This is a genomic window from uncultured Nostoc sp., assembly GCF_937863485.1.
GTDB lineage: Bacteria > Cyanobacteriota > Cyanobacteriia > Cyanobacteriales > Nostocaceae > Nostoc.
On the sequence record NZ_CALMFY010000057.1, the window covers coordinates 127,635 to 147,655 of the forward strand.

Annotated in this window: 16 protein-coding genes; 10 read left to right on the forward strand and 6 right to left on the reverse strand. The window is 43.8% G+C overall.

The annotated features are described in order from the left end of the window. Nucleotides 1-106: 106 nt before the first annotated feature. On the forward strand, nt 107-1,558 hold the full coding sequence (locus tag Q0541_RS08695; protein WP_298908319.1) for an MATE family efflux transporter: 1,452 nt from the start codon (nt 107-109) through the stop codon (nt 1,556-1,558). A 65-nt stretch (nt 1,559-1,623) separates the two neighbouring features. On the opposite strand, the gene Q0541_RS08700 is transcribed toward Q0541_RS08695, so the two are convergent. Continuing rightward, nucleotides 1,624-3,024, reverse strand: coding sequence for an AtzE family amidohydrolase (locus Q0541_RS08700; RefSeq protein WP_298908321.1), 1,401 nt, complete (start codon nt 3,022-3,024; stop codon nt 1,624-1,626). 159 nt (nt 3,025-3,183) lie between these two features. On the opposite strand from Q0541_RS08700, the gene Q0541_RS08705 reads away from it, so the two are divergent. Then, entirely contained in the window at nt 3,184-5,055 is a 1,872-nt protein-coding gene (locus tag Q0541_RS08705) for a bifunctional serine/threonine-protein kinase/formylglycine-generating enzyme family protein (protein ID WP_298908323.1), read from the forward strand. Nucleotides 5,056-5,106: 51 nt separating this feature from the next. Here Q0541_RS08705 and Q0541_RS08710 read toward each other — a convergent pair whose 3' ends face one another. Further along, nucleotides 5,107-5,295 carry a DUF4089 domain-containing protein gene (locus Q0541_RS08710; RefSeq protein ID WP_298908324.1) on the reverse strand — a complete coding sequence of 63 codons (189 nt, stop codon included), beginning with the start codon at nt 5,293-5,295 and terminating at the stop codon, nt 5,107-5,109. A 97-nt stretch (nt 5,296-5,392) separates the two neighbouring features. Here Q0541_RS08710 and Q0541_RS08715 point away from each other — a divergent pair, with 97 nt between their 5' ends. The 3 genes from Q0541_RS08715 (at nt 5,393) to Q0541_RS08725 (ending at nt 8,849) form a co-directional block, all read left to right on the forward strand. Next, nucleotides 5,393-5,683: a glutaredoxin family protein gene (locus tag Q0541_RS08715; RefSeq protein ID WP_298908326.1), complete on the forward strand. Its 291-nt coding sequence runs from the start codon at nt 5,393-5,395 to the stop codon at nt 5,681-5,683. 53 nt (nt 5,684-5,736) lie between these two features. Beyond that, nucleotides 5,737-7,236 carry a UDP-N-acetylmuramoyl-L-alanyl-D-glutamate--2,6-diaminopimelate ligase gene (locus tag Q0541_RS08720; RefSeq protein WP_298908329.1) on the forward strand — a complete coding sequence of 500 codons (1,500 nt, stop codon included), beginning with the start codon at nt 5,737-5,739 and terminating at the stop codon, nt 7,234-7,236. Between the two features lie 179 nt (nt 7,237-7,415). Next, on the forward strand, nt 7,416-8,849 hold the full coding sequence (locus Q0541_RS08725) for a DICT sensory domain-containing protein (RefSeq protein WP_298908332.1): 1,434 nt from the start codon (nt 7,416-7,418) through the stop codon (nt 8,847-8,849). 211 nt (nt 8,850-9,060) lie between these two features. Here Q0541_RS08725 and Q0541_RS08730 read toward each other — a convergent pair whose 3' ends face one another. The 3 genes from Q0541_RS08730 to Q0541_RS08740 form a co-directional block, all read right to left on the reverse strand. After that, nucleotides 9,061-9,729 (reverse strand): AIM24 family protein, encoded by a 669-nt coding sequence (locus Q0541_RS08730; RefSeq protein WP_298908335.1) that lies wholly within the window; start codon nt 9,727-9,729, stop codon nt 9,061-9,063. 673 nt (nt 9,730-10,402) lie between these two features. Beyond that, the gene (locus Q0541_RS08735; RefSeq protein ID WP_298908337.1) at nt 10,403-11,881 is read right to left on the reverse strand and encodes a HAMP domain-containing sensor histidine kinase; all 1,479 of its coding nucleotides are present in this window, start codon (nt 11,879-11,881) and stop codon (nt 10,403-10,405) included. Nucleotides 11,882-12,093: 212 nt separating this feature from the next. Further along, on the reverse strand, nt 12,094-12,288 hold the full coding sequence (locus Q0541_RS08740; RefSeq protein WP_298908340.1) for a hypothetical protein: 195 nt from the start codon (nt 12,286-12,288) through the stop codon (nt 12,094-12,096). Between the two features lie 223 nt (nt 12,289-12,511). Here Q0541_RS08740 and Q0541_RS08745 point away from each other — a divergent pair, with 223 nt between their 5' ends. From Q0541_RS08745 to Q0541_RS08755, 3 genes are all read left to right on the forward strand, one after another. Further along, nucleotides 12,512-13,333: an SDR family oxidoreductase gene (locus Q0541_RS08745; protein WP_298908346.1), complete on the forward strand. Its 822-nt coding sequence runs from the start codon at nt 12,512-12,514 to the stop codon at nt 13,331-13,333. A gap of 574 nt (nt 13,334-13,907) precedes the next feature. Next, on the forward strand, nt 13,908-15,812 hold the full coding sequence (gene dnaK, locus Q0541_RS08750) for a molecular chaperone DnaK (protein WP_298908348.1): 1,905 nt from the start codon (nt 13,908-13,910) through the stop codon (nt 15,810-15,812). A gap of 337 nt (nt 15,813-16,149) precedes the next feature. Continuing rightward, nucleotides 16,150-16,785, forward strand: coding sequence for an acetoacetate decarboxylase family protein (locus Q0541_RS08755; RefSeq protein WP_298908351.1), 636 nt, complete (start codon nt 16,150-16,152; stop codon nt 16,783-16,785). Between the two features lie 567 nt (nt 16,786-17,352). On the opposite strand, the gene Q0541_RS08760 is transcribed toward Q0541_RS08755, so the two are convergent. Further along, the gene (locus Q0541_RS08760) at nt 17,353-19,233 is read right to left on the reverse strand and encodes an ABC transporter ATP-binding protein (RefSeq protein ID WP_298908354.1); all 1,881 of its coding nucleotides are present in this window, start codon (nt 19,231-19,233) and stop codon (nt 17,353-17,355) included. Between the two features lie 78 nt (nt 19,234-19,311). Here Q0541_RS08760 and Q0541_RS08765 point away from each other — a divergent pair, with 78 nt between their 5' ends. After that, nucleotides 19,312-19,863: a GNAT family N-acetyltransferase gene (locus Q0541_RS08765; protein ID WP_298908357.1), complete on the forward strand. Its 552-nt coding sequence runs from the start codon at nt 19,312-19,314 to the stop codon at nt 19,861-19,863. A gap of 17 nt (nt 19,864-19,880) precedes the next feature. Beyond that, nucleotides 19,881-20,021: a hypothetical protein gene (locus tag Q0541_RS08770; protein WP_298908360.1), complete on the forward strand. Its 141-nt coding sequence runs from the start codon at nt 19,881-19,883 to the stop codon at nt 20,019-20,021.

Genomic DNA, 20,021 nt, shown 5'->3' on the forward strand with positions numbered 1-20,021 from the left:
AGACGCTTTGCGTAGCAAGATCCCCGTAGGGTATGTAGCGGGGTGTAGCCCATTAGGAATTAGTAATTAGTTAAATAGCTCAATCGCATCAGCTAACCGATTCTAAATGTTAGTAAATAATGATTTGCAAGACCGATGGATTCCTCGCTATTTCAGATTAGCGATCGCGAATATGCTCTCCAATTTAATGGTACCGCTGTCTGGAATGGTTAGCGTTTCCTTTTTAGGACACTTGCAAGACATTCGTCATTTAGCTGGCGTTGCACTGGCGACGGTTGTGTTTAATTACTTCTATCGAGCATTGAATTTTTTGCGTCTCTCTGTCACCGGCACGACTGCCCAGGCGACTGGAAGAAATGATCAAGTTGTGTTTAATTACTTCTATCGAGCATTGAATTTTTTGCGTCTCTCTGTCACCGGCACGACTGCCCAGGCGACTGGAAGAAATGATCAAGAGGAAGTGCTGCTGCTAGGCTTACGGAATGTTTTAATTGCTCTGGGCTTGGGATTTGTTGTTTTGCTCCTGCAATACCCACTGCGAGAGTTGGGGTTTATTGTTTTAAACAATACTCCAGAGGTGAAAGCGGCTGCGGTGGACTACTTCAACACGCGGATTTGGGGTGTACCTGCGGTTCTGGTGAATATGGTGCTGTTCGGCTGGTTGATGGGGCGTGAACAGAGCCAGAAAGTCTTAGTCTTGTCAGTTTTTGGCAACGTCGTCAACATCATCTTGAGTTACCAGATGATTCTGCGAGCAGGTTTGGAAAGCATGGGAGCAGGCTTGGCACAAGCTTTGAGCCAATTTCTGATGATGATGCTAGGACTAATTTGGGTCAAGAGTGAAATCCAGTGGCAAGAGATCCGTGCCGTCGCGCCTCAGCTTTGGGACAAATCTGCCTGGAATGAGACTTTTGCCCTAAGTCGGGATCTCTTTATACGGACACTGGCGATCGGGTTTACCTTTTGGGCTTTTACCAATCTGTTTGCTGGGATGGGAAGAATCGCCTTTGCGGAAAATGTCTTGCTGATTGAGTTCATGACGCTAGGGATTCAAATACTCAATGGCTTGTCTTATGCAACGGAAACCTTGACGGGCAACTTTCATGGCACAAAGGAGCAGGGGCAGATGGTGCCACTGCTTGGCGTTTCTATAGGCGTGACTCTGATGTTTGCAGTCATCATGTCCCTTACCTGCATCCTGTTTCCGCAAACTGTATTTGGACTACTCACAAATCATACGGAAATAACCACTCACATTGATCCCTACATTCCCTGGCTAATGAGCGTGCTGGGGCTGTATGCGTTTGCCGTCTCAATTGAAGCTTATTTCTTTGGTTTGGCAGAAGGATTAATCCTCCGCAATGCGGCTTTTATCGCAACTGGGCTAGGGTTTATTCCCACAGCAGCCCTGGCTTGGAAGTTGCAGAGTGTTCATCTGTTGTGGTTGGCAATGTCTTTGTTCATCGTGACTAGAATTGCAGTGCAGGGAATTCAGATCCCTAGAACCTTGAAACTAGCGGCAGAGGATATTCCTCCTGCTGAAAAGACTCAATGCTAGTAAATCGAAGGCGTAATTTTTCCATTTTACAATCACCTGATTCACAGCATTGTAAACGATTAGTTTTAGTTGAGAGCGTTGAAAATCACTGGTGCTGAAACTACATTTTTGGCCTCTAACGCAGCTGCAACCCGTAAAATTAACGCTTCATTATATGGTGCTGCTATCAATTGCACACCTAAAGGTAAGGCATTTTGCCGCTGAATTGGTACTGATAAAACTGGTAAGCCAATAAAAGATAATGGTTGAGTAAATAACCCTAAATGAGGACGGACAAGAATTTCTTTGCCATCCAAAATCATGGTTTGTTGACCAATTAGCGGTGCGGAAATTGGTGTAGTTGGGGCAAGAATCACATCGACATTTTGCAAGACTTCCCGAACCCGATCGCGATACCATTTTCTAAACCGTTGGGCTTGGAGATACCAGTTACTAGGAATTAACGCCCCAGCCAAAAAGCGATCGCGTGTCGCTGGATCAAAATCTTGAGGACGACATCGCAATTTTTCCAAATGCAGATTTGCACCCTCGCTAGCTGTAATCACAAAAGCTGCTGCACGGGCGCGGTGTGCTTCTGGGATCGTTACGTATTCAGTGACATTTAAAGCATCAGCTACTTTTTGGACTGCTGCTAAAGCTTCCGATTCTGCGCCTTTAGTGAAATAATCAGCTGCAATCGCAATTCTTATACTAGAAATATCTTGTTTGAGTTGTGGTAAAACCAATTCAGGCGGACGCTTTGTACAAATTGGATCGCGATCGTCTTCTCCCTGAAGCACATCAAACACTGTTGCGATATCCTGCACCGAACGCGCAAAAGGCCCAATGTGGTCAAAACTGCTAGAAAATAAAGCTACCCCAGCCCGAGATAACCTTCCATAAGTCGGCTTCAAACCAAAAACGCCACACAACGCCGCCGGAACGCGAATTGAACCATTAGTATCAGAGCCCAGCGTCAGCGGTACTAACCCAGCAGCAACAGCCGCCGCCGAACCACCCGAAGAACCACCAGCAACTCGCTGTAAATCATGGGGGTTATGAGTAGCACCGTAATGGGAGTTTTCCGTTACAAACCCATAGGCATACTCATCCATATTCAAAGCGCCAACCAGCACCGCACCTGCTTGTTTCAGCTTCGCTACTGCGGTTGCATCTTGGGTAGCTGCTGGGTTTTCTGCATTGATTTTTGACCCCGCCAGAGTTGTTAAACCAGCGATATCGAAGAGATTTTTCACCGCAAAAGGCACACCAGCCAGCATTCCAGGATTATTCCCTTGGGCAATTTCCCTGTCAATGCGGGCTGCATCTGTTAAAGCTGTCTTGGCAGTCACAGCCGTAAAACAGTTGAGTTGATGATCCCGCGCTGCTATTCGTGCTAACGCAGCCTGAGTCACTTCCACCGCGCTAACTTTAGCTTCACGCACAGCAGCTGATATTGTTATGGCATCGGCTGAATCAAAATTCATGCTGGAATATTTAGAGATAGCGTATTTAGCTGATTACATCTAAAGAAGGGTATTATACAGAGAAATTGGTATAATACATCAAGTTGATTTGTAAAATGCGGTTAGTAATAATTATGCTCAAATTCATCAGATTTTTAGGAGTCTAAGATTGTTGTGGGCATGCTGGTTGGACGCTACGAAATTATTCGGGAATTGGGTGGCGGCGGCTTTGCAATTACCTTTCTAGCAAAGGATTATCTACAACCCAGTCAGCCGTTATGTGTTGTCAAGCAATTGCGTCCTGAACATAATGAGCCTCGGATTGTGGAGTTTTTTGAAACAGAAGCGACTGTTCTGGAAAAGTTGGGTAAATATTCCCAAATTCCTCAATTATTAGCGCATTTTAGAGAAAATAAGAACCTTTATATTGTTCAAGAGTTTATCGAAGGACATGACCTAAAGGAAGAAATCATTCCAGGTAAGCAGTTAAGTGAAGGTTATGTCACTAAGCTATTACAAGATGTTTTGGAAGTTTTGTCCTTCGTACATAATCAGCAGGTAATTCACCGCGACATCAAGCCGGAGAATTTGATGCGACGGCATCGGGATGGGAAGATTTTTCTGATTGACTTTGGGGCAGTCAAGGAACTTGGCGCTTTGATAGTAAATGTAGAAGGTAAAGTCACTTCTAGTGTGATCATAGGTACTCCTGGCTATATGCCTAATGAGCAAAAGAATGCTAAACCCATATTTGCTAGTGATATATATGCCTTGGGAGTGACGGTGATTCAAGCATTGACGGGTATTTCGGCAGTGGACTTTGAAGAGGATGCCAAAACAGGCGAAATTCTCTGGCGTCATAAAGCACAGGTAAGCAAGCATCTAGCTAATGTGTTAACCAAGATGGTGCGTCGTCATTACAGTTTACGCTACGCTAACGCAACCGAAGTGCTACAAGACCTTTCAAAAAAACTGCCTCCACCGCCAACACGACCACAACAACCAGTTAACTGGTCGCGGCGCAGAGTTATTCAAACTGTAGGGTTAATGGGAGCTAGTTTTAGCTTTGCAATTGTGATTGAGAAACTCTTGTTCAACAACTCTGCCCAGAAAAAAGCTTTGCCATCAACCTCATCTATTCCCGCAAATAATATTCCAGTACCGTCCCCGAAGGAGACTCCAGCATTACCGAAGAAAAGTGTAAATCCTAAGGAATTTGCTTTAAAAACCTTCCAATTTGAAGTCATGAAGGTAGATCAGCAAGGAAACAGTACCACAATCAGTCCTGGTCAGGCAAATTTTTTTATAGAAGACCTTGGTAACAATAACACACTGGAGATGGTAGAAATTCCTGGCGGTCAGTTTCTCATGGGTTCACCACTAACAGAAAAAGAGCGAAACTCCAATGAGGGACCGCAGCATCCTATGACCGTTAAACCTTTTTTCATGGGTAAATTTACGGTCACTCAAGAACAGTATCAAGCAGTTATGGACATCAACCCCTCTTACTTCCAAGGGGCTAAACGACCTGTCGAACAAGTAAGTTGGAATGATGCAGTCGATTTTTGTCAAAAGCTGTCGCTTATGACTAGCAAGAGTTATCGTTTACCCACCGAGGCAGAGTGGGAGTATGCAGCTCGTGCTGGAACGACTACCCCGTTCTATTTTGGTGAGACGATTACGACTAAGATAGCTAACTATAATGGCGAGTATACTTATGGGTCTGCTCCCAAAGGTGAAAATCGTCAGGAGACTGTAGATGTTGGTAGTTTACCTGCGAATGCTTTTGGTTTGTATGAGATGCATGGCAATGTTTGGGAATGGTGCCGAGACAAATACCACAATGATTACCGTGGAATGCCTGCTGATGGAAGTGCTTGGGTAAGTGGAAATAATAATCCTTGGCTACTGCGGGGTGGTTCATGGTTCAGTCAGTCAAGCGTTTGCCGTTCATCTGCCCGTTTAGACGGAAGCAATTCGGATGTAGCGGTTTACGACTTCGGTTTTCGAGTGGTTTGCACACTTGTAAAAGCTTTTGTTGCACCCAATTAGCAAAGGAACCTCAAACCCCTCACAGACTGGCATTTCAACTAAAGTTAGCTATTATGGTTCAAATATAGGTGCAGCTTCAATTTCTTCAGCCAAAGGAAACTCATTAACAAGATTAGCGATCGCCCTAATTCTCTCAAAATTTGCCACCACACCATCACGATACTCATCTCTTAACTCCAAATCCAACAACAACGCCATTTGATCAACATACTCACCCACATCAAACCCTTCTCTTCTCATCTCTCTGCGTCCTTTGCGCCTCTGCGGTAGCCTGCGGCAAGCCGAAGCGTCTACGTTATTCTAAACTTATAACTTCTTGCGCCAACTCAAATAAATAATGCGATTAATCTTATACAGTAAACCCGGCTGTCATTTATGTGAAGGCTTGCAAGAAAAGCTAAAACAAATCCAAAATCTCAGTTTCGAGTTGGAAGTTAGGGATATTACGACTCGTGAAGATTGGTTTGCTGCGTATCAGTATGAGGTGCCAGTACTTTATTTATCGAACCGCCAAGTCGCCAAGGACGCAGAGGAAGAAAAGGAGAGTGAGAAACTATTGCCGCGTCCTTCTCCTCGTGCTAATGTGCAGCAGTTGGAGCAAATGTTGCGTAAGTATTTAGCCAATTAGAAAAAAATAATGCAGAATAAGCCCAAGATTAAGAATGTGACGAGGTTCACAAGATGAAATTGCGGGAATTACTAACAGCGGTAGATAGTGTTGAGCAATTGCCTAGCCATCCGATGGAGGATGTGGAAGTTAGGGGTTTGAAGACGAATTCCCATGCTTGTATTGTGGGAGATTTGTTTATTGGGATGCCAGGAGGACGGGTTGATGGTGGGGATTTTTGGCAAAGTGCGATCGCATCAGGGGCTGTAGCAGCTATCGTCTCACCGGAAGCTGCACAGAAAAATCCTCCCACAAATCAGGCTGTGGTCATCAGTGCAAGTAACATAACTCAAGCTTGTGCCCAGATAGCCAGTGCTTTTTACGGTTATCCGGGGCAAAAACTCAAGCTGGTGGGTGTAACTGGTACAAATGGCAAAACTACAACTACTCATCTAATCGAATTTCTGCTCAACAAAGCTAATCTAGCTACAGCTTTGATGGGAACTCTCTACACTCGTTGGGCAGGTTTTGAGCAAACTGCTGCCTACACTACGCCCTTTGCAGTGGAACTGCAACAGCAGCTAAGAGAAGCTATAAATGCTGGTAGTGAGTTCGGGGTAATGGAAGTAAGTTCCCACGCTTTGGCCCAAGGTAGAGTGTTAGGTTGTCAATTTGAGGTGGCAGTGTTCAGTAATCTTACTCAAGACCATCTCGACTATCACAGCGACATGGAAGATTACTTTGCTGCCAAAGCGTTGTTGTTTAGCCCTGATTATCTCAAGGGACGCGCAATAATTAATGCTGATGATTCCTACGGGAAGCGGTTAATTGCCTCGTTGGATTCCGAACGGGTTTGGAGTTACAGTGTCAACGACAACAGCGCTGATTTATGGATGAGTGATTTAAGTTACCAACCGAATGGTGTCAATGGTACATTACATACACCAAAAGGTGACGTGGCTTTTCGATCGCCCCTAGTTGGTCAATATAATTTAGAAAATCTTCTAGCAGCCGCAGGAGCAGTTTTACACTTAGGGCTAGATTTGCAGTTACTCGGATCTGTGATCCCTGATTTCCCCGGAGTCCCCGGACGGATGGAACGGGTAGAGATTAGTGCTGACCAAGATATTAGCGTGATTGTGGATTATGCTCACACACCTGATAGTTTGGAAAATTTGCTGAAAGCGGCACGTCCGTTTATACCTGGTAAGGTGATTTGCGTGTTTGGTTGTGGCGGCGATCGCGATCGCACTAAGCGCCCAAAAATGGGTAAAATTGCTGCTGAATTAGCAGACGTAGCTGTGGTGACATCGGATAATCCCCGGACTGAAGACCCAGAACGGATTTTGAAAGATGTTTTGGCGGGAATTGCTGATACAGTGCAGCCAACTGTAATTTGCGATCGAGCGATCGCAATTCGTACCGCGATTTTACAAGCACAACCCGGTGATGGAGTATTGCTTGCTGGTAAAGGTCATGAAGACTATCAAATTCTCGGTACTGAGAAAATCCATTTTGATGACCGAGAACACGCACGTGACGCTTTACACCAAAGACTGAACATACAAGCCTAATTCCAAGTAGGGTAGCACAGCTAGCTGTACTACCCGAAAAGGTGTATTCTACACAACAAAAATCCCCCATAATTCATAGTTCATGTTTCTTTCCGTGGGAATTTTGTAAAAAATGCACATATAAAGGTGAAAATCGAAGACAGAATTATTTCTTGCTTCATCCTTGTTGTGCTTGACTCATGAATGTTTCTCTGGCTAAGGATCTGTCTGTTTATCAACTGGTTATGGGAGTGCAAGTGCCTCCTAAACCATTGTCCCTCAGTCCTGCGACTCTGCTATCACTGGTGAGAGCGCAAATTGACTTACTAATTGAGCAGCAAATTGCAGCCACTTTATGGGTGAAGCTACCACCAGAAAAAATTTGGCAATCAGAATTAGCGCGTTATCAATCCTCCGTAGGTGCATCTAGTCTCATTTATACTTGCCAGATTGACGAGAGTGGGAAAGGGGGAAATGGGGGAACAGGGGAAGAAAATACCCCCTCGTCTCCTTATGATGTCCCCGTTCACCTACCACCAGATAGCCAACTGCGACGGGAAAACTTTCTGATGGTGTTATCGCCCCAGTTTTGCAGTTTAATTTTGGCTCATCGACCACTTAAAAAACGCAAAAATCAGACATCAGGGAAGCTAAATACTAATAAAAACCAGCCGTTGCTGATTATAACTACTGTCGAGGGGAGAGTAATTCAGCAAGTATTAAATGGTATCCAACAAGCGATTACGCCAGAATCATCCCCAATACCGATTGATTTTATTTGTCCAACTGCGCCTCAAGCCGCACTGATAAATCAACTGTTTACAAAACAACTCCTGCGACAAGATGAAATTAATCGTCAAATCATCACAGCCCGCACTACCAAGTTGCAGCAGCTAAATCAAGAACTGCACAACAAAGACCAACTCCAAGATGAATATCTGAATAATCTATGTCACGAACTGCGTACACCCCTGACGCATATGAAGACAGCACTTTCGTTATTGAATTCCCCTAATCTCAAACCCCCGCAGCGACAACGTTATTTACAGATGTTAAATACCCAGTGCGATCAGCAAAATTCCCTAATTACTGGTTTACTGGAACTGGTGCAGATAGAACGTAATTTAGAAGGGACGCCTTTAGAGTCGGTGCAGCTCTCAGAGATTGTACCTGGAGTAGTCAGTACCTACCAACCTGTAGCCCAAGAAAAAGGGATCATGCTAGCCTACACCGTACCCACTGAACTTCCATCTATTTGGTGTGTAAGTGGTTGGCTAAGGCAGATTGTGATTAATCTGCTACACAACAGCATTAAGTTTACTCCGAATGGAGGTCAAGTATGGGTGCGTGCCCGGATTCAAGGCGATTATGTCCAATTAGAATTCCGCGACACAGGTATCGGTATTGCCGAAAACGAAATTCCTAAAATCTTTGACCGATTTTATCGTGTACGTACAGCAGCAACTGAAAATTATGGAGGTGCTGGGTTGGGATTAACAATTGTACAGCAATTGCTGCTGCGCTGTGGCGGATCTATTTCTGTAAAAAGTAAATTATATGAAGGTTCCACATTTACAGTGCAACTCGCAACTGTTGGCAATACCCCAAGAGCGATCGCAATAGAAAATGAGTGATCAATTATGATTATTCCCTAAGTTAACTTTGTGGTGCTATCTAATTTTACCTTTATTTAAAATTAACCGAAAACAGCATCACAAACTTTGGCATAATCTATCTGGCTCAGAAAGTTAATAAAGGGAATTAAAATTTTAAGAAAAATCTAATTAGTTAAATTGTGAATAATTAATTTTTAATTCCTTGTTTTCCCAAGCTTACTGATGATTCTTAGCTAGAAGTTTTTGGTAGCGCGGCAGTAATTTGGCGGAGCATCATGACTTGCCAATAAGGTACAGGAGCTAGCAATACAGTACCAGTTCCCTCAAAACTATTGACGAAAAACTCACCAGAAGTCATTGAACCTAAGAGAGATTTAGTAGCTTTTTCAACGCGATAAATTAAAGTATTTGTACGAGCTATCGCAAAATTTCCATCGACGACTAATCGGTCATTTCGTAAATTTATTACTTCTACAGGGCCTTGTGCTACCATCACCACTGTACCCCTGCCTTTGACTTTTGTTTGAAACAAGCCCTCGCCACCAACTAAGCCTGATAAAAATTTGTTTCGTTCAATTCCTACTTCTACGGTGCCATCACTAGCCCAATAAGCGCCACTATCTAAAATCCATTCACTACCGTCTAATTCTAAGATGTGATATCCCGATAAAGAAGGCTCTAAATATAATTCACCTGTACCTGTATATGTAGGACGGAAAATGTTTTCTCCTGTGGCTAGGGATTTTAAAAACCCACCTGCTGAAGGGGCTTTAGATTGCATTTGAATGTTACCACGTGTATAGTACATAGCACCAGATTCAGTCCTGACTGTTTCGTTTTGCAAAGTTACCTTGACTAAACGTAAACTTTCTCGTTCGATTACTTCAAAACTTGCCATAATTTTCCTTTTGATTTTTGCAAATAATGTATGCTTGGCTCTTATAGCGGTTCTCGTTTATGTGAGGTACACGCGTAAAGCGCACGGCACTGCCGTGCCCCTACACCTCGCAACATAATGCTGTACCGCATCTGAATGGGAACTGCTATAGCCAGAATTTACATCCATTTTTGGCATCTATTTTTACAGATGGCAAGTCAGAGAAATTTAATTACTGTTTAATTTAACGTGAGTTCGATGGGTCTATTGTCTTCGCCTAAATTAATGTGAGTTCGACGGGTTACACCATTTCACTTTAATAATGATACAAATACGTTGGTAGGGGCATGGCATTGCCATGCCCCTACGATAAATCTATATGTATCAGGGTTTTTGTAAATTGGTATTACATGGTGTTTGCTTAATGAGTCGAATAAAAACCTCTAAGAGATTTTACTACGCAAAACCTTTCCCTCTTGCCCGTCGGAGAGGGAAAGACTTGAACTTTTGTTCAAGACAGGGAGAGGTTTGTCGAACTCACGTTAATTTAGAGTGAATACTTGTAATTTTAAAAAATAGTTGATGAATCTTCACCGAATTTTAGATTTTAAATATTGGATTTTGGAAAATGGAATTGTTGGCGGAGCCTCTCGTTGAGAAGATTCAAAATCCAAAATCCAAAATTGATTGACTCCTAGCTTTTAGTTCCTGACTTGTGCTTATTGCTAACTTCTAAAGGCAGGAAAATCGTCAAAACTTCCCCATAGTGTGGACGCTGGCGGACAATCAGTTTGCCCCCGATCGCCTGAAACAAATGCTTGGTTGCGGCGATATTCAAACTAATCGTACCCGTTTCTGGTTGGAACATCAGTAATTGACCAAGTGCTTTGCGAATTGGTGGCGTTCCAGGTGTGGCAGCTTTATTAGAATCTTTGCACCTGAATTGGGGCGATAATTGTAACTTTAGTTGATCTCCAGCCGGAATAACTTGTACTTGAATATGGCTACCAGCAGGTAAGCTGCGAGTGAAATTCTCTATCAACCCACTGAGTACCTGATCCAGCATCGTGGGATTGCTTACCACTGTTGGTAGTTGCTGGGGTAAAATAACATTTAAAGTTAAGTTCCGCCGATGCGCTGCTTGTTCCCAACGGGGAATGCTCTGTTGCAACACCTGATCTAAAGACATCGGCGTGAGTTGAGTTTTTGAAGATTTTACTGAAGCAGTAGTTTCCAGTTCTGCTGCCTTAAACAGCAACTCCATGCGGTCAATTTGCTCGGTACACTCGTGATCGATAATTTTTAAGCGATTGATCACGCTGGCATCTAAGTCTCGCCGCTTCAACAGCAGGCGAGTCATGGTGCGAATAGTTGTTAAAGGTGTGCGGACTTCGTGAGCGAAGGCTTGGAGCAATTCCACATCAGGATTTGAGGATTGGGCATTGGGGAAAACTCTGCTCCCCTGCTCAAGAGCTTCTTCCCCAGTCCCTAGTAAAGAGTCTCTAGTCTCTTCTACTTCTGTTAATTCCTGAAGCAACAATTGGCTAAACTCAAGCACGACGCGGCAATCTGGTGCTACCGGGGAATACTGTTGGACTAATGCATCCAGGCGGGCAAAAAATTCTGGATTAGCCAGCATTACCCTTGCTCCTAGCGATCGCCAAGCTTGCTGCACTACTTCTGGCTCAAAAGAAAATGAAAAGGTTTTTTTACCGTTTTTGTGTGTCGCTAAAACTAGCACTAATCTAAATTTATCTGTGAAAACTAAGCAAAACTGTTCTGCCCCTAGCGGATCGGCAGGTAATAAGGGAAGTACTGATTCATGGGGAGCAATTTCTTCATTTACAGATGCGTTGGCGTAGTCCGCCGTAGGCATCGCATCTGGCATCTGAAATGGCATCAGCGCCAAGGGGTTAAATGGTTTTGCCGTAAAAGTTACTGTCTGTAAGCTTTGAGTCAGTTTTGGCTGACTAAATAAGGGCGCTGGTGCAGCTAAAACTAATCCTTGGGTTACGTTTCTTGAACCACCTGCTAAAGTATTTGATAGCAAATGTTCTGTCGCTGCGAGGCTGACACGCCACTGCCGCTCTGCTTTAGCAGGTGAACATTCAGCTACACTTGATTGATTTTCAGCCAAGATTTCGCTCAGGCTTGGCAATATCCATTCGTACACAGGTTTTCACCCCTTAATTCAAGAGCGACTAACAGCGTCTAGGTAGACATTTCACTACTACTTAAGAGGTTATAGCTATTTGTGTACTGATGACAGTGGTAGAACCGAACAATTCGAGCGCAATTTCCCCTCTAAGTGCGATGTCTACGACGGGCTACGCCTACGCAGTTATTTATAGGCTGTAAAACATTTGTACTTACCTTGTTACCCGATCATGGCGATCGCATCTTCTGGGACTCAAGCTCATGACTTACGAAATATCCCAGTAGTCCAGCAACTTCTTCAGCCTCTTGTTCAGCAAGATACTTAGCTATATTCAATTGCTGATTGGCACTAATGGCACCAATAGTTCCTGAGAGAGTAGCCATTCCTAGAATACCCGAAATTAATTTTTGGCTAATTTTCATTGCTTGCTTGAAACCTCAAGTGCTGGCTACTGTGCTGATTTAGTTTTAGGGAGTTTGCCCTGATTCTAAAATTCCCAGTTGTCAGCCTGTAAGCTACAGAATTAACAGCCATTAGCAAAATTTTTAATCTGGGTCTATTTTTGCGATGTGCCGCAGCTGTACCCGTTGTAGACATCGCATTTTTTAGTAAATTAGCAATAGACTATCTTCTTAAAGGCACTTTATGACTTCTTTTGAAACTTCAGTTAAAGATTTGGTACTAGTTGCTGGTGCCACTGGTGGAGTGGGGCAACTGGTGGTAGGCAAGCTGCTAGAAAAGGGTTTGAAAGTTCGCGTCCTGACACGCAATGCTGCAAAAGCTGAAGAGATGTTTAACCAGAGAGTGGAAATTGCCGTTGGTGACATCCGCCAGCCAGCTACACTGCCAGCCGCAATGCCAGATGTCACCCACATCATAAATTGTACTGGAACCACTGCCTTTCCTTCTACGAAATGGGAGTTTGACCAATCCCCGAACTTGCTTGAATGGGGAACAATTTTTCTTAACCCCCAATCTAGTCAGGCAAAGGCAAAGAATAGTCCGGCAAAGGTCGATGCCCAAGGTGTAAGCAACCTAGTGGCAGCAGCACCCCGAAATTTGAAGCGATTCGTTTTCGTCTCTTCTTGTGGAATTCTCCGTAAAGATAAGTTTCCTTTTAGTATTCTTAATGCTTTTGGCGTCTTGGATGCCAAACAAAAGGGCGAGGAGTCCATTATTAACTCCGGATTACCCTACACTGTTATCCGCGCAGGACGCCTTATTGACGGGCCCTATACCTCATACGATCTCAATACCCTCCTGAAGGCAAAAACAGGGGGTAAATACGGTGTGGTAGTAGGTACAGGGGATACACTTTCGGGTGATGCCAGCCGGATTGACGTAGCCAGCGCTTGTGTGGAATGCCTTTTTCAGCCAAGTAGTGCTAGGAAAATTTTTGAACTGGTCAACCAAGGACAAAGACCACCTGTGATTGATTGGGAAACTCTTTTCTCTAGGCTTGAGTGAGTGCTGTTAGCTGATAGCTATGGTTGAGCCAGTGCTGAGTAATATTTTATCCAATGCCCTATACAACTCTTGGAGAGGCTGGCGCTTAGGGCGTAGCTATGCCGCAGGCTTTACGGCTACGCTCAGTACAAGTGCCCAATCCCCAAATATTGCCGATTATACGTAATTACAGAAGCAATCGCCCCTTTTAATCTTGTTCTATCCTCAGTGCTTTTGTAATTTATTACCTCTAAAGACGGCAAACACCACTCTACCGTTACGGTTCACCCTAATTACTGAAAGTATTAATTCTCATACATTAGACAAAGAAAAGGAAATCAATCCATGAACCAACTAAAAAAACTATTTAGTTAGTTTAACCGTCCTAAGCAAGGTTCGGGAAACCACCCTTCATGGACTGGCTACCACTAAGCTTCAGTATATATATCAGCATAGTCTGGAGTTTTAACCCCAGGAAAGCCAAACCAAAGGTCTTCATGCTGAACTGGCTGATTTATTGACCCTGTTGGTTCAAAATTTAGTCCTTTATATTCTCATTCATTCATTTGTAGTTATACGGAGCCAGCACCTAAAAATGGCAAAAGTAGTTGGAATTGACTTAGGAACAACGAACTCCTGCGTGGCAGTGATGGAAGGTGGTAAACCCACAGTAATTGCTAATGCTGAAGGTTTTCGGACAACACCATCAGTGGTCGCATTTGCGAAAAATGGTGACAACTTGGTTGGTCAAATCGCCAAACGCCAAGCGGTGATGAACCCCGAAAATACGTTTTACTCAGTCAAACGCTTTATCGGACGCCGCTACGACGAAGTTAGTAACGAAGCTACGGAAGTTTCTTACAAAGTCCTCAGCAGCAACGGCAATGTTAAATTAGATTGTCCTATAGTTGGTAAACCGTTTGCTCCAGAAGAAATTTCTGCAAAAGTTCTTCGCAAACTAGTTGAAGATGCCAGTAAATACCTGGGCGAAACCGTAACCCAAGCTGTAATCACCGTTCCGGCATACTTTAACGACTCCCAACGGCAAGCGACAAAAGACGCTGGTAAAATTGCAGGTATTGAAGTTCTGCGAATTATCAACGAGCCTACCGCTGCTTCTCTGGCATATGGATTTGACAAGAAGAGTAACGAAACCATTCTCGTATTTGACCTTGGTGGTGGTACCTTCGACGTATCTGTGCTGGAAGTAGGAGATGGAGTTTTTGAAGTACTAGCCACATCTGGTGATACCCACCTCGGCGGTGACGACTTCGATAAAAAAATAGTTGACTTCTTAGCTGAGAAGTTCAAGAAAGCCGAAGGGATTGAGCTGCGGAAAGACAAACAAGCCTTACAGCGTCTGACGGAAGCCGCAGAAAAAGCCAAAATTGAGCTTTCTAGCGTCAGCCAAGCAGAAATGAACCTGCCATTTATCACCGCTACCCAGGATGGGCCCAAGCACCTGGATACAACCCTAACTCGCGCCCAGTTTGAAGAACTTTGCTCTGACTTAATCGACCGTTGCCGTATTCCTGTGCAAAACGCTCTTCGGGATGCCAAGTTAAACAAAGGCGATATTGATGAAGTGGTGTTAGTTGGTGGTTCTACCCGCATTCCCGCAGTCCAACAGATTGTGAAGCAGGTATTGGGTAAAGACCCTAACCAAAGCGTCAACCCTGATGAAGTCGTAGCAGTTGGTGCAGCCATTCAAGCCGGGGTACTGGCTGGTGATGTAACTGGCATCTTGCTGTTAGATGTGACACCGCTATCTTTGGGTGTAGAAACCTTAGGCGGCGTGATGACCAAAATTATCCCCCGCAACACGACAATTCCCACCAAAAAATCTGAAGTCTTCTCCACCGCAGTGGATGGTCAAACCAACGTAGAAATTCACGTTCTCCAAGGTGAACGCGAATTCTCTAACGATAACAAGAGCTTGGGAACTTTCCGCCTCGATGGTATTCCTGCTGCACCACGCGGTGTTCCTCAAATTGAAGTGGTGTTCGACATTGATGCCAACGGTATCCTTAACGTCACCGCTAAGGACAAGGGTACTGCTAAAGAACAGTCCATCAGTATAACTGGTGCTTCCACCCTGGATAAAACTGACGTTGACCGGATGGTGAGAGAAGCTGAACAAAACGCTTCATCTGATAAAGAACGGCGTGAGAAGATTGAACGCAAGAACCAAGCCGACTCCTTAGCATACCAAGCTGAGAAGCAGCTACAAGAATTGGGCGATAAAGTTCCCGCTGCTGACAAGACCAAAGTCGAAGGTTTGGTGAAAGAACTGCGGGAAGCAGTTGCTAAAGACGACGATGAGCAAATCAAGAAGCTCACCCCAGAATTGCAACAAGCGCTATTCGCTGTTGGTAGCAATATCTATCAACAAGCTGGTGGCGGTGCTACACCAGGTACTGAACCTCAAGATAGCGGTTCCACATCTAGCTCTGGTAGCGGCGACGATGTGATTGACGCTGATTTTACAGAGAGCAAATAATTCCCCTACCTCTTTTGGGAAGATTATTTTGTCCCACCTCATATTTCCCATCCAGACAAATGCCTGGGTGGGGATTTTTTTATGTGCCGATTTGCTAATAAATAATGGGTTAGAACTTACACAAAAATCACTCTTAATTAATTTCTCGAACCGCCATCTCTTGGAGACGCTACGTGAACGCCCCTGGTCTGGCACAGAAGAGAAGAAATCGTAGAATCTGCGTAAGTCCTATGGGTGATAAGTAGAGCAAAAGTTAAAAGATAAAAAGCAAAAGTAAAAATTTGTACTTTTTACTTTCTCAATCCAAAATCCAAAATTTAAAATCTAAAATCGTTCTATGCCATATCCACAAGCACCTTGGACACTTCAAGGCTACGCTATCCAAACTCTGCATTTGGTAAATATTGACCGAGTGCGCCCCTTGATTCCTTTAGAGCTAAAAATTCTTTCTGTATGGCCTGGTAAAACTCTCGCTAGCGTGTATTTATCTAATTACCGGTCAGGCTCGGTACTGGAGTACAGTGAGTTAATTATTGCCCCCGCTTTGGTTAATTACCAGAGCAAAATCGGCGCTTGGATTTCTCACATTTATGTAGATAATGCTGATTCAGTGGCTGGTGGTCGAGAAATTTGGGGACTACCGAAGGAACTAGCTGAGTTTACCTGGGAACAAGGAGAGCGTGTTACTGTGCATCAGGAAAACCGGAAGCTGTGTAGTCTTAACTATAATCGGCAGAACTTGGCATGGCGACAATGGTTAAGTGCCTCTGCTTTCAGCGCCAAGGGTGCTGATTTGCTGATATTCCCTGCTGCATTTGAGTCTGTATTGGGTTTGATTAGTTCTAAGTTAGAAATCCCCAGCGAAAGTCCTTTTTCTGGAATAGGTTTAGGTCAGCCTTGGTTAACTGTGCGTTGTGAGCAGATGAGTCTGCGGGTGGATGCGCCAAAAGTGGTAGGTCAGATGTGTATCTAGTATATTGTGGCGTCAGTTTGCCTACCTTTAACAAGGGGATTTTGCCCTTTGGCTTGTCTAGTTAATTGAAAGATCAAAACTTACAATGATCTGGGTAAAATAAATTAAGCAAGAACGTCGGAGCATGGTTGCTAAATGGATAGTTGCCAACTAGCGATCGCACACTGGAGATAGATGATTTCAGCACGTCTACAGGTTTGCTGAAAGTGCCAGTAGTGTTGTATATCGAACACTTACTTTTCTGAATGCGATCGCAGTCTTACCATTAGAAATGCGATCGCCCTGATTTCTAAAATTGCTCTTTCACTTTTGGTTGTAGATATCGTCATAGAGATAGCGATCGCTGTTCTTGTTTAAGATGAAATGCAGTTCGATATTCACCTTTTTTAAAGTAGTTTGCTCGTAACTCTGCCAAAATCTGAATCTAAAGCTCTGGATCGTATTGTGCTTTGGTTTCTGCTTTGGCAGTTTTTAAAGTTTGCAGTGCTGCTTCTGGTTGATTGAGTGCAGATTGCGATCGCGCTAACGCAAACAAATACTAACCCCGATGATACGACCTTTCCCAATCTAAGTTCCCAACATCTGCAAGTTATGTAAAGTAGCGTAAAGTCCTCCCTGTTGCAGTAGTTGATCATGACTTCCCTGCTCGATTAATTCGCCACGCTTCAGAACAAAAATCCGGTTTACATTGCGAATCGTAGACAGGCGGTGAGCGATAATAATTGCGGTACGTCTGAGCAAAAGCTCGTTTAATGCCTCTTGAACTAAAGCTTCTGTGCCAACATCTAAACTAGCAGTGGCTTCATCTAGTACTAAAATTTGGGGATTGCGAATGGCAGCCCGCGCAAAGGCTAAAAGTTGCTTTTGACCACTAGAAATATTTGTACCCCGTTCTCGAAGTTGAGTATCATACCCTTGGGGTAGTTCTTCTATAAACTGGGCAATATTGGTTTGCTCTGCTGCTTGTTGAATCTGTTCAACGCTATAGCCATCTCCTAAAGAAATGTTGCTTTTAACATCGCCAGCAAACAAAAAGCCTTCTTGGAGAATTACTGCCATGTAGCGCCGCAGTTCTGCCTGTGGTACTTCCCGAATATCGATACCATCGATGAGAATGCGTCCTTGGGTGGGTTCGTAGAGGCGGCACAAAAGACGGATGATTGATGTTTTACCCGCACCTGTGGGGCCGACTAATGCCACTTTTTCACCAGGATGAATGGTGAAATCTAAATCTTTAATTACGTAATCATCATTTTTGTAAGCAAACCAGACGTGATCAAAGCGAATTTCTCCCAGATCAGGCAGAGAAGTTAGGTCTGGGGATTCTAGATTTGCAACTATCTCATCTATGTAGCCGAATTTAGCATCAAATATTGAGAAGCGCACATTGGCGCGATCGCGGATTTCTATCGGTTCATCTAATATATCGCCTACGCGTTCAATGGCAGTGAAACCAGCTTGAATTACCGTAAATTTTTCCGCAAAATCCCTTAAAGGGTCAAATAATCGCTGGGCATACAATACAAATGCAGATAAAGTTCCAAAAGTCAAGCTTTTTCCCAACAGTAACGAACCACCCATCAACAAAACAGCTGCGATCGCAATCAGACCAATCCATTCTAAGGTTGCTGAAATAAATGAATCATAAAAGATGGTTTGCTCCACTTGCTGAGTGTAGCGGGCGTTCGTAGCGCGAAACAATTCGGCATTGAATTTTTCCCTGCGAAACAACTGCACCACGTTAATGCCGAGGACATTTTCTTGTAGCTGTGAGTTTATGGTAGAAAGTTCTTCCCGTCCTTTGTAATTGGCTTTACGGTACTGTTGCTGAATGTAAACAATTAACCAGGTTACTGGTAACAACATCAATAGCAGCAAGCAAGTGAGTTGCCATTGGATGGAAAACATTAAACCCAAAATCACCAGCATGGAAAACAAATTGGACACAATGCCAATTGCCCCAGTAGAAAAGACATCGCCTAACACTTCCACATCGCTGGTAATTCTGGTAATTAATTTACCTACGGGCGTGCGGTCAAAAAAGCGTACTGCTAAAGATGTCACATGCTGGAATAAGTCTTGGCGAATTGCTGCGGTGATTTGTTGCCCTAACTTCTGGACTAGATAACCCTGGTAGCCTGTCAAAATCAATCGGATTGCGATCGCAATTACCAGTAATCCCTCCAGGATATTTAGCCCTTGCGACAAGGGGCGATTCCTGAGAAATTCGTAAGTGCTTGGTTCATTGCGAATTAGGGAGATAGTTTGGCCAATCAACAGTGGTTGTATGGCATTAGCTAGCGCGATCGGTATGAGTAGGCACATCGACAGCGTTAACAGTCCTCCACTACGACGGGCATAAGGCACTAAACGCAAAAACAACCGCCAGTCATTTTCACTGCGACGATGTTGCGTATAAGATTTTTTGAGAGATTGGTAGATGCTCATAGTAAGAGCATTATATTAATGTTTGCAAAAAAAAAATACGCTTGTTTAAAGTAGTGTTTGGCCTCCTGTTCTGATATCATGCCTGAGATAGAAACTGCAAGACTGCTACTAAGACCATATACTCCTCAAGACCTGGATGAACTTGCTCCTATTTTGAGCAACCCAGCAGTTATGAGGTATTCACCCAGAGGGCCGATACCAAAACATCAGGTCAAAGAAGTAACACAGGAAATATTAAAATTTTTTATTACACACTGGCAACAGCACGGTTTTGGTGTCTGGGCTGTAGTGGAAAAAGCCACCGCCAAATTAATTGGTCATTGTGGGCTGAATTTTTTACCAAATAGCCCTGAAGTCGAAGTTCTCTATCGGTTAGACGAAGCTTATTGGAATCAAGGAATTGCCACCGAAGCCGCAAAGGTAAGTTTGAGGTATGGCTTTGAGGAAGTCAAGCTAGATCATATCGTCGCCATCACTGCACCAGAACATATAGCTTCGCGTCGTGTGATGGAGAAATGCGGCTTGAAATACCAGAAAAATGCTCAATTTTATAACTTAGATGTAGTGTATTATGCTTTGGCTCGTTCAGAATGGCGATCGGATGATTCTCTTTACATTTTGCAACTTTAAAGTTTGGATTTTGGGAAGTGCAGCTAGATCGGATAGTAGCGATGCCTACGCACTTCAAGCGACTCTTGTTACTCACAATATCAAATAATTTTCTAGAGTTGCGGGACTTGCGATCGCTGACTGGTAATGACTATCTATTACAAGTGGGCGATCGCTAA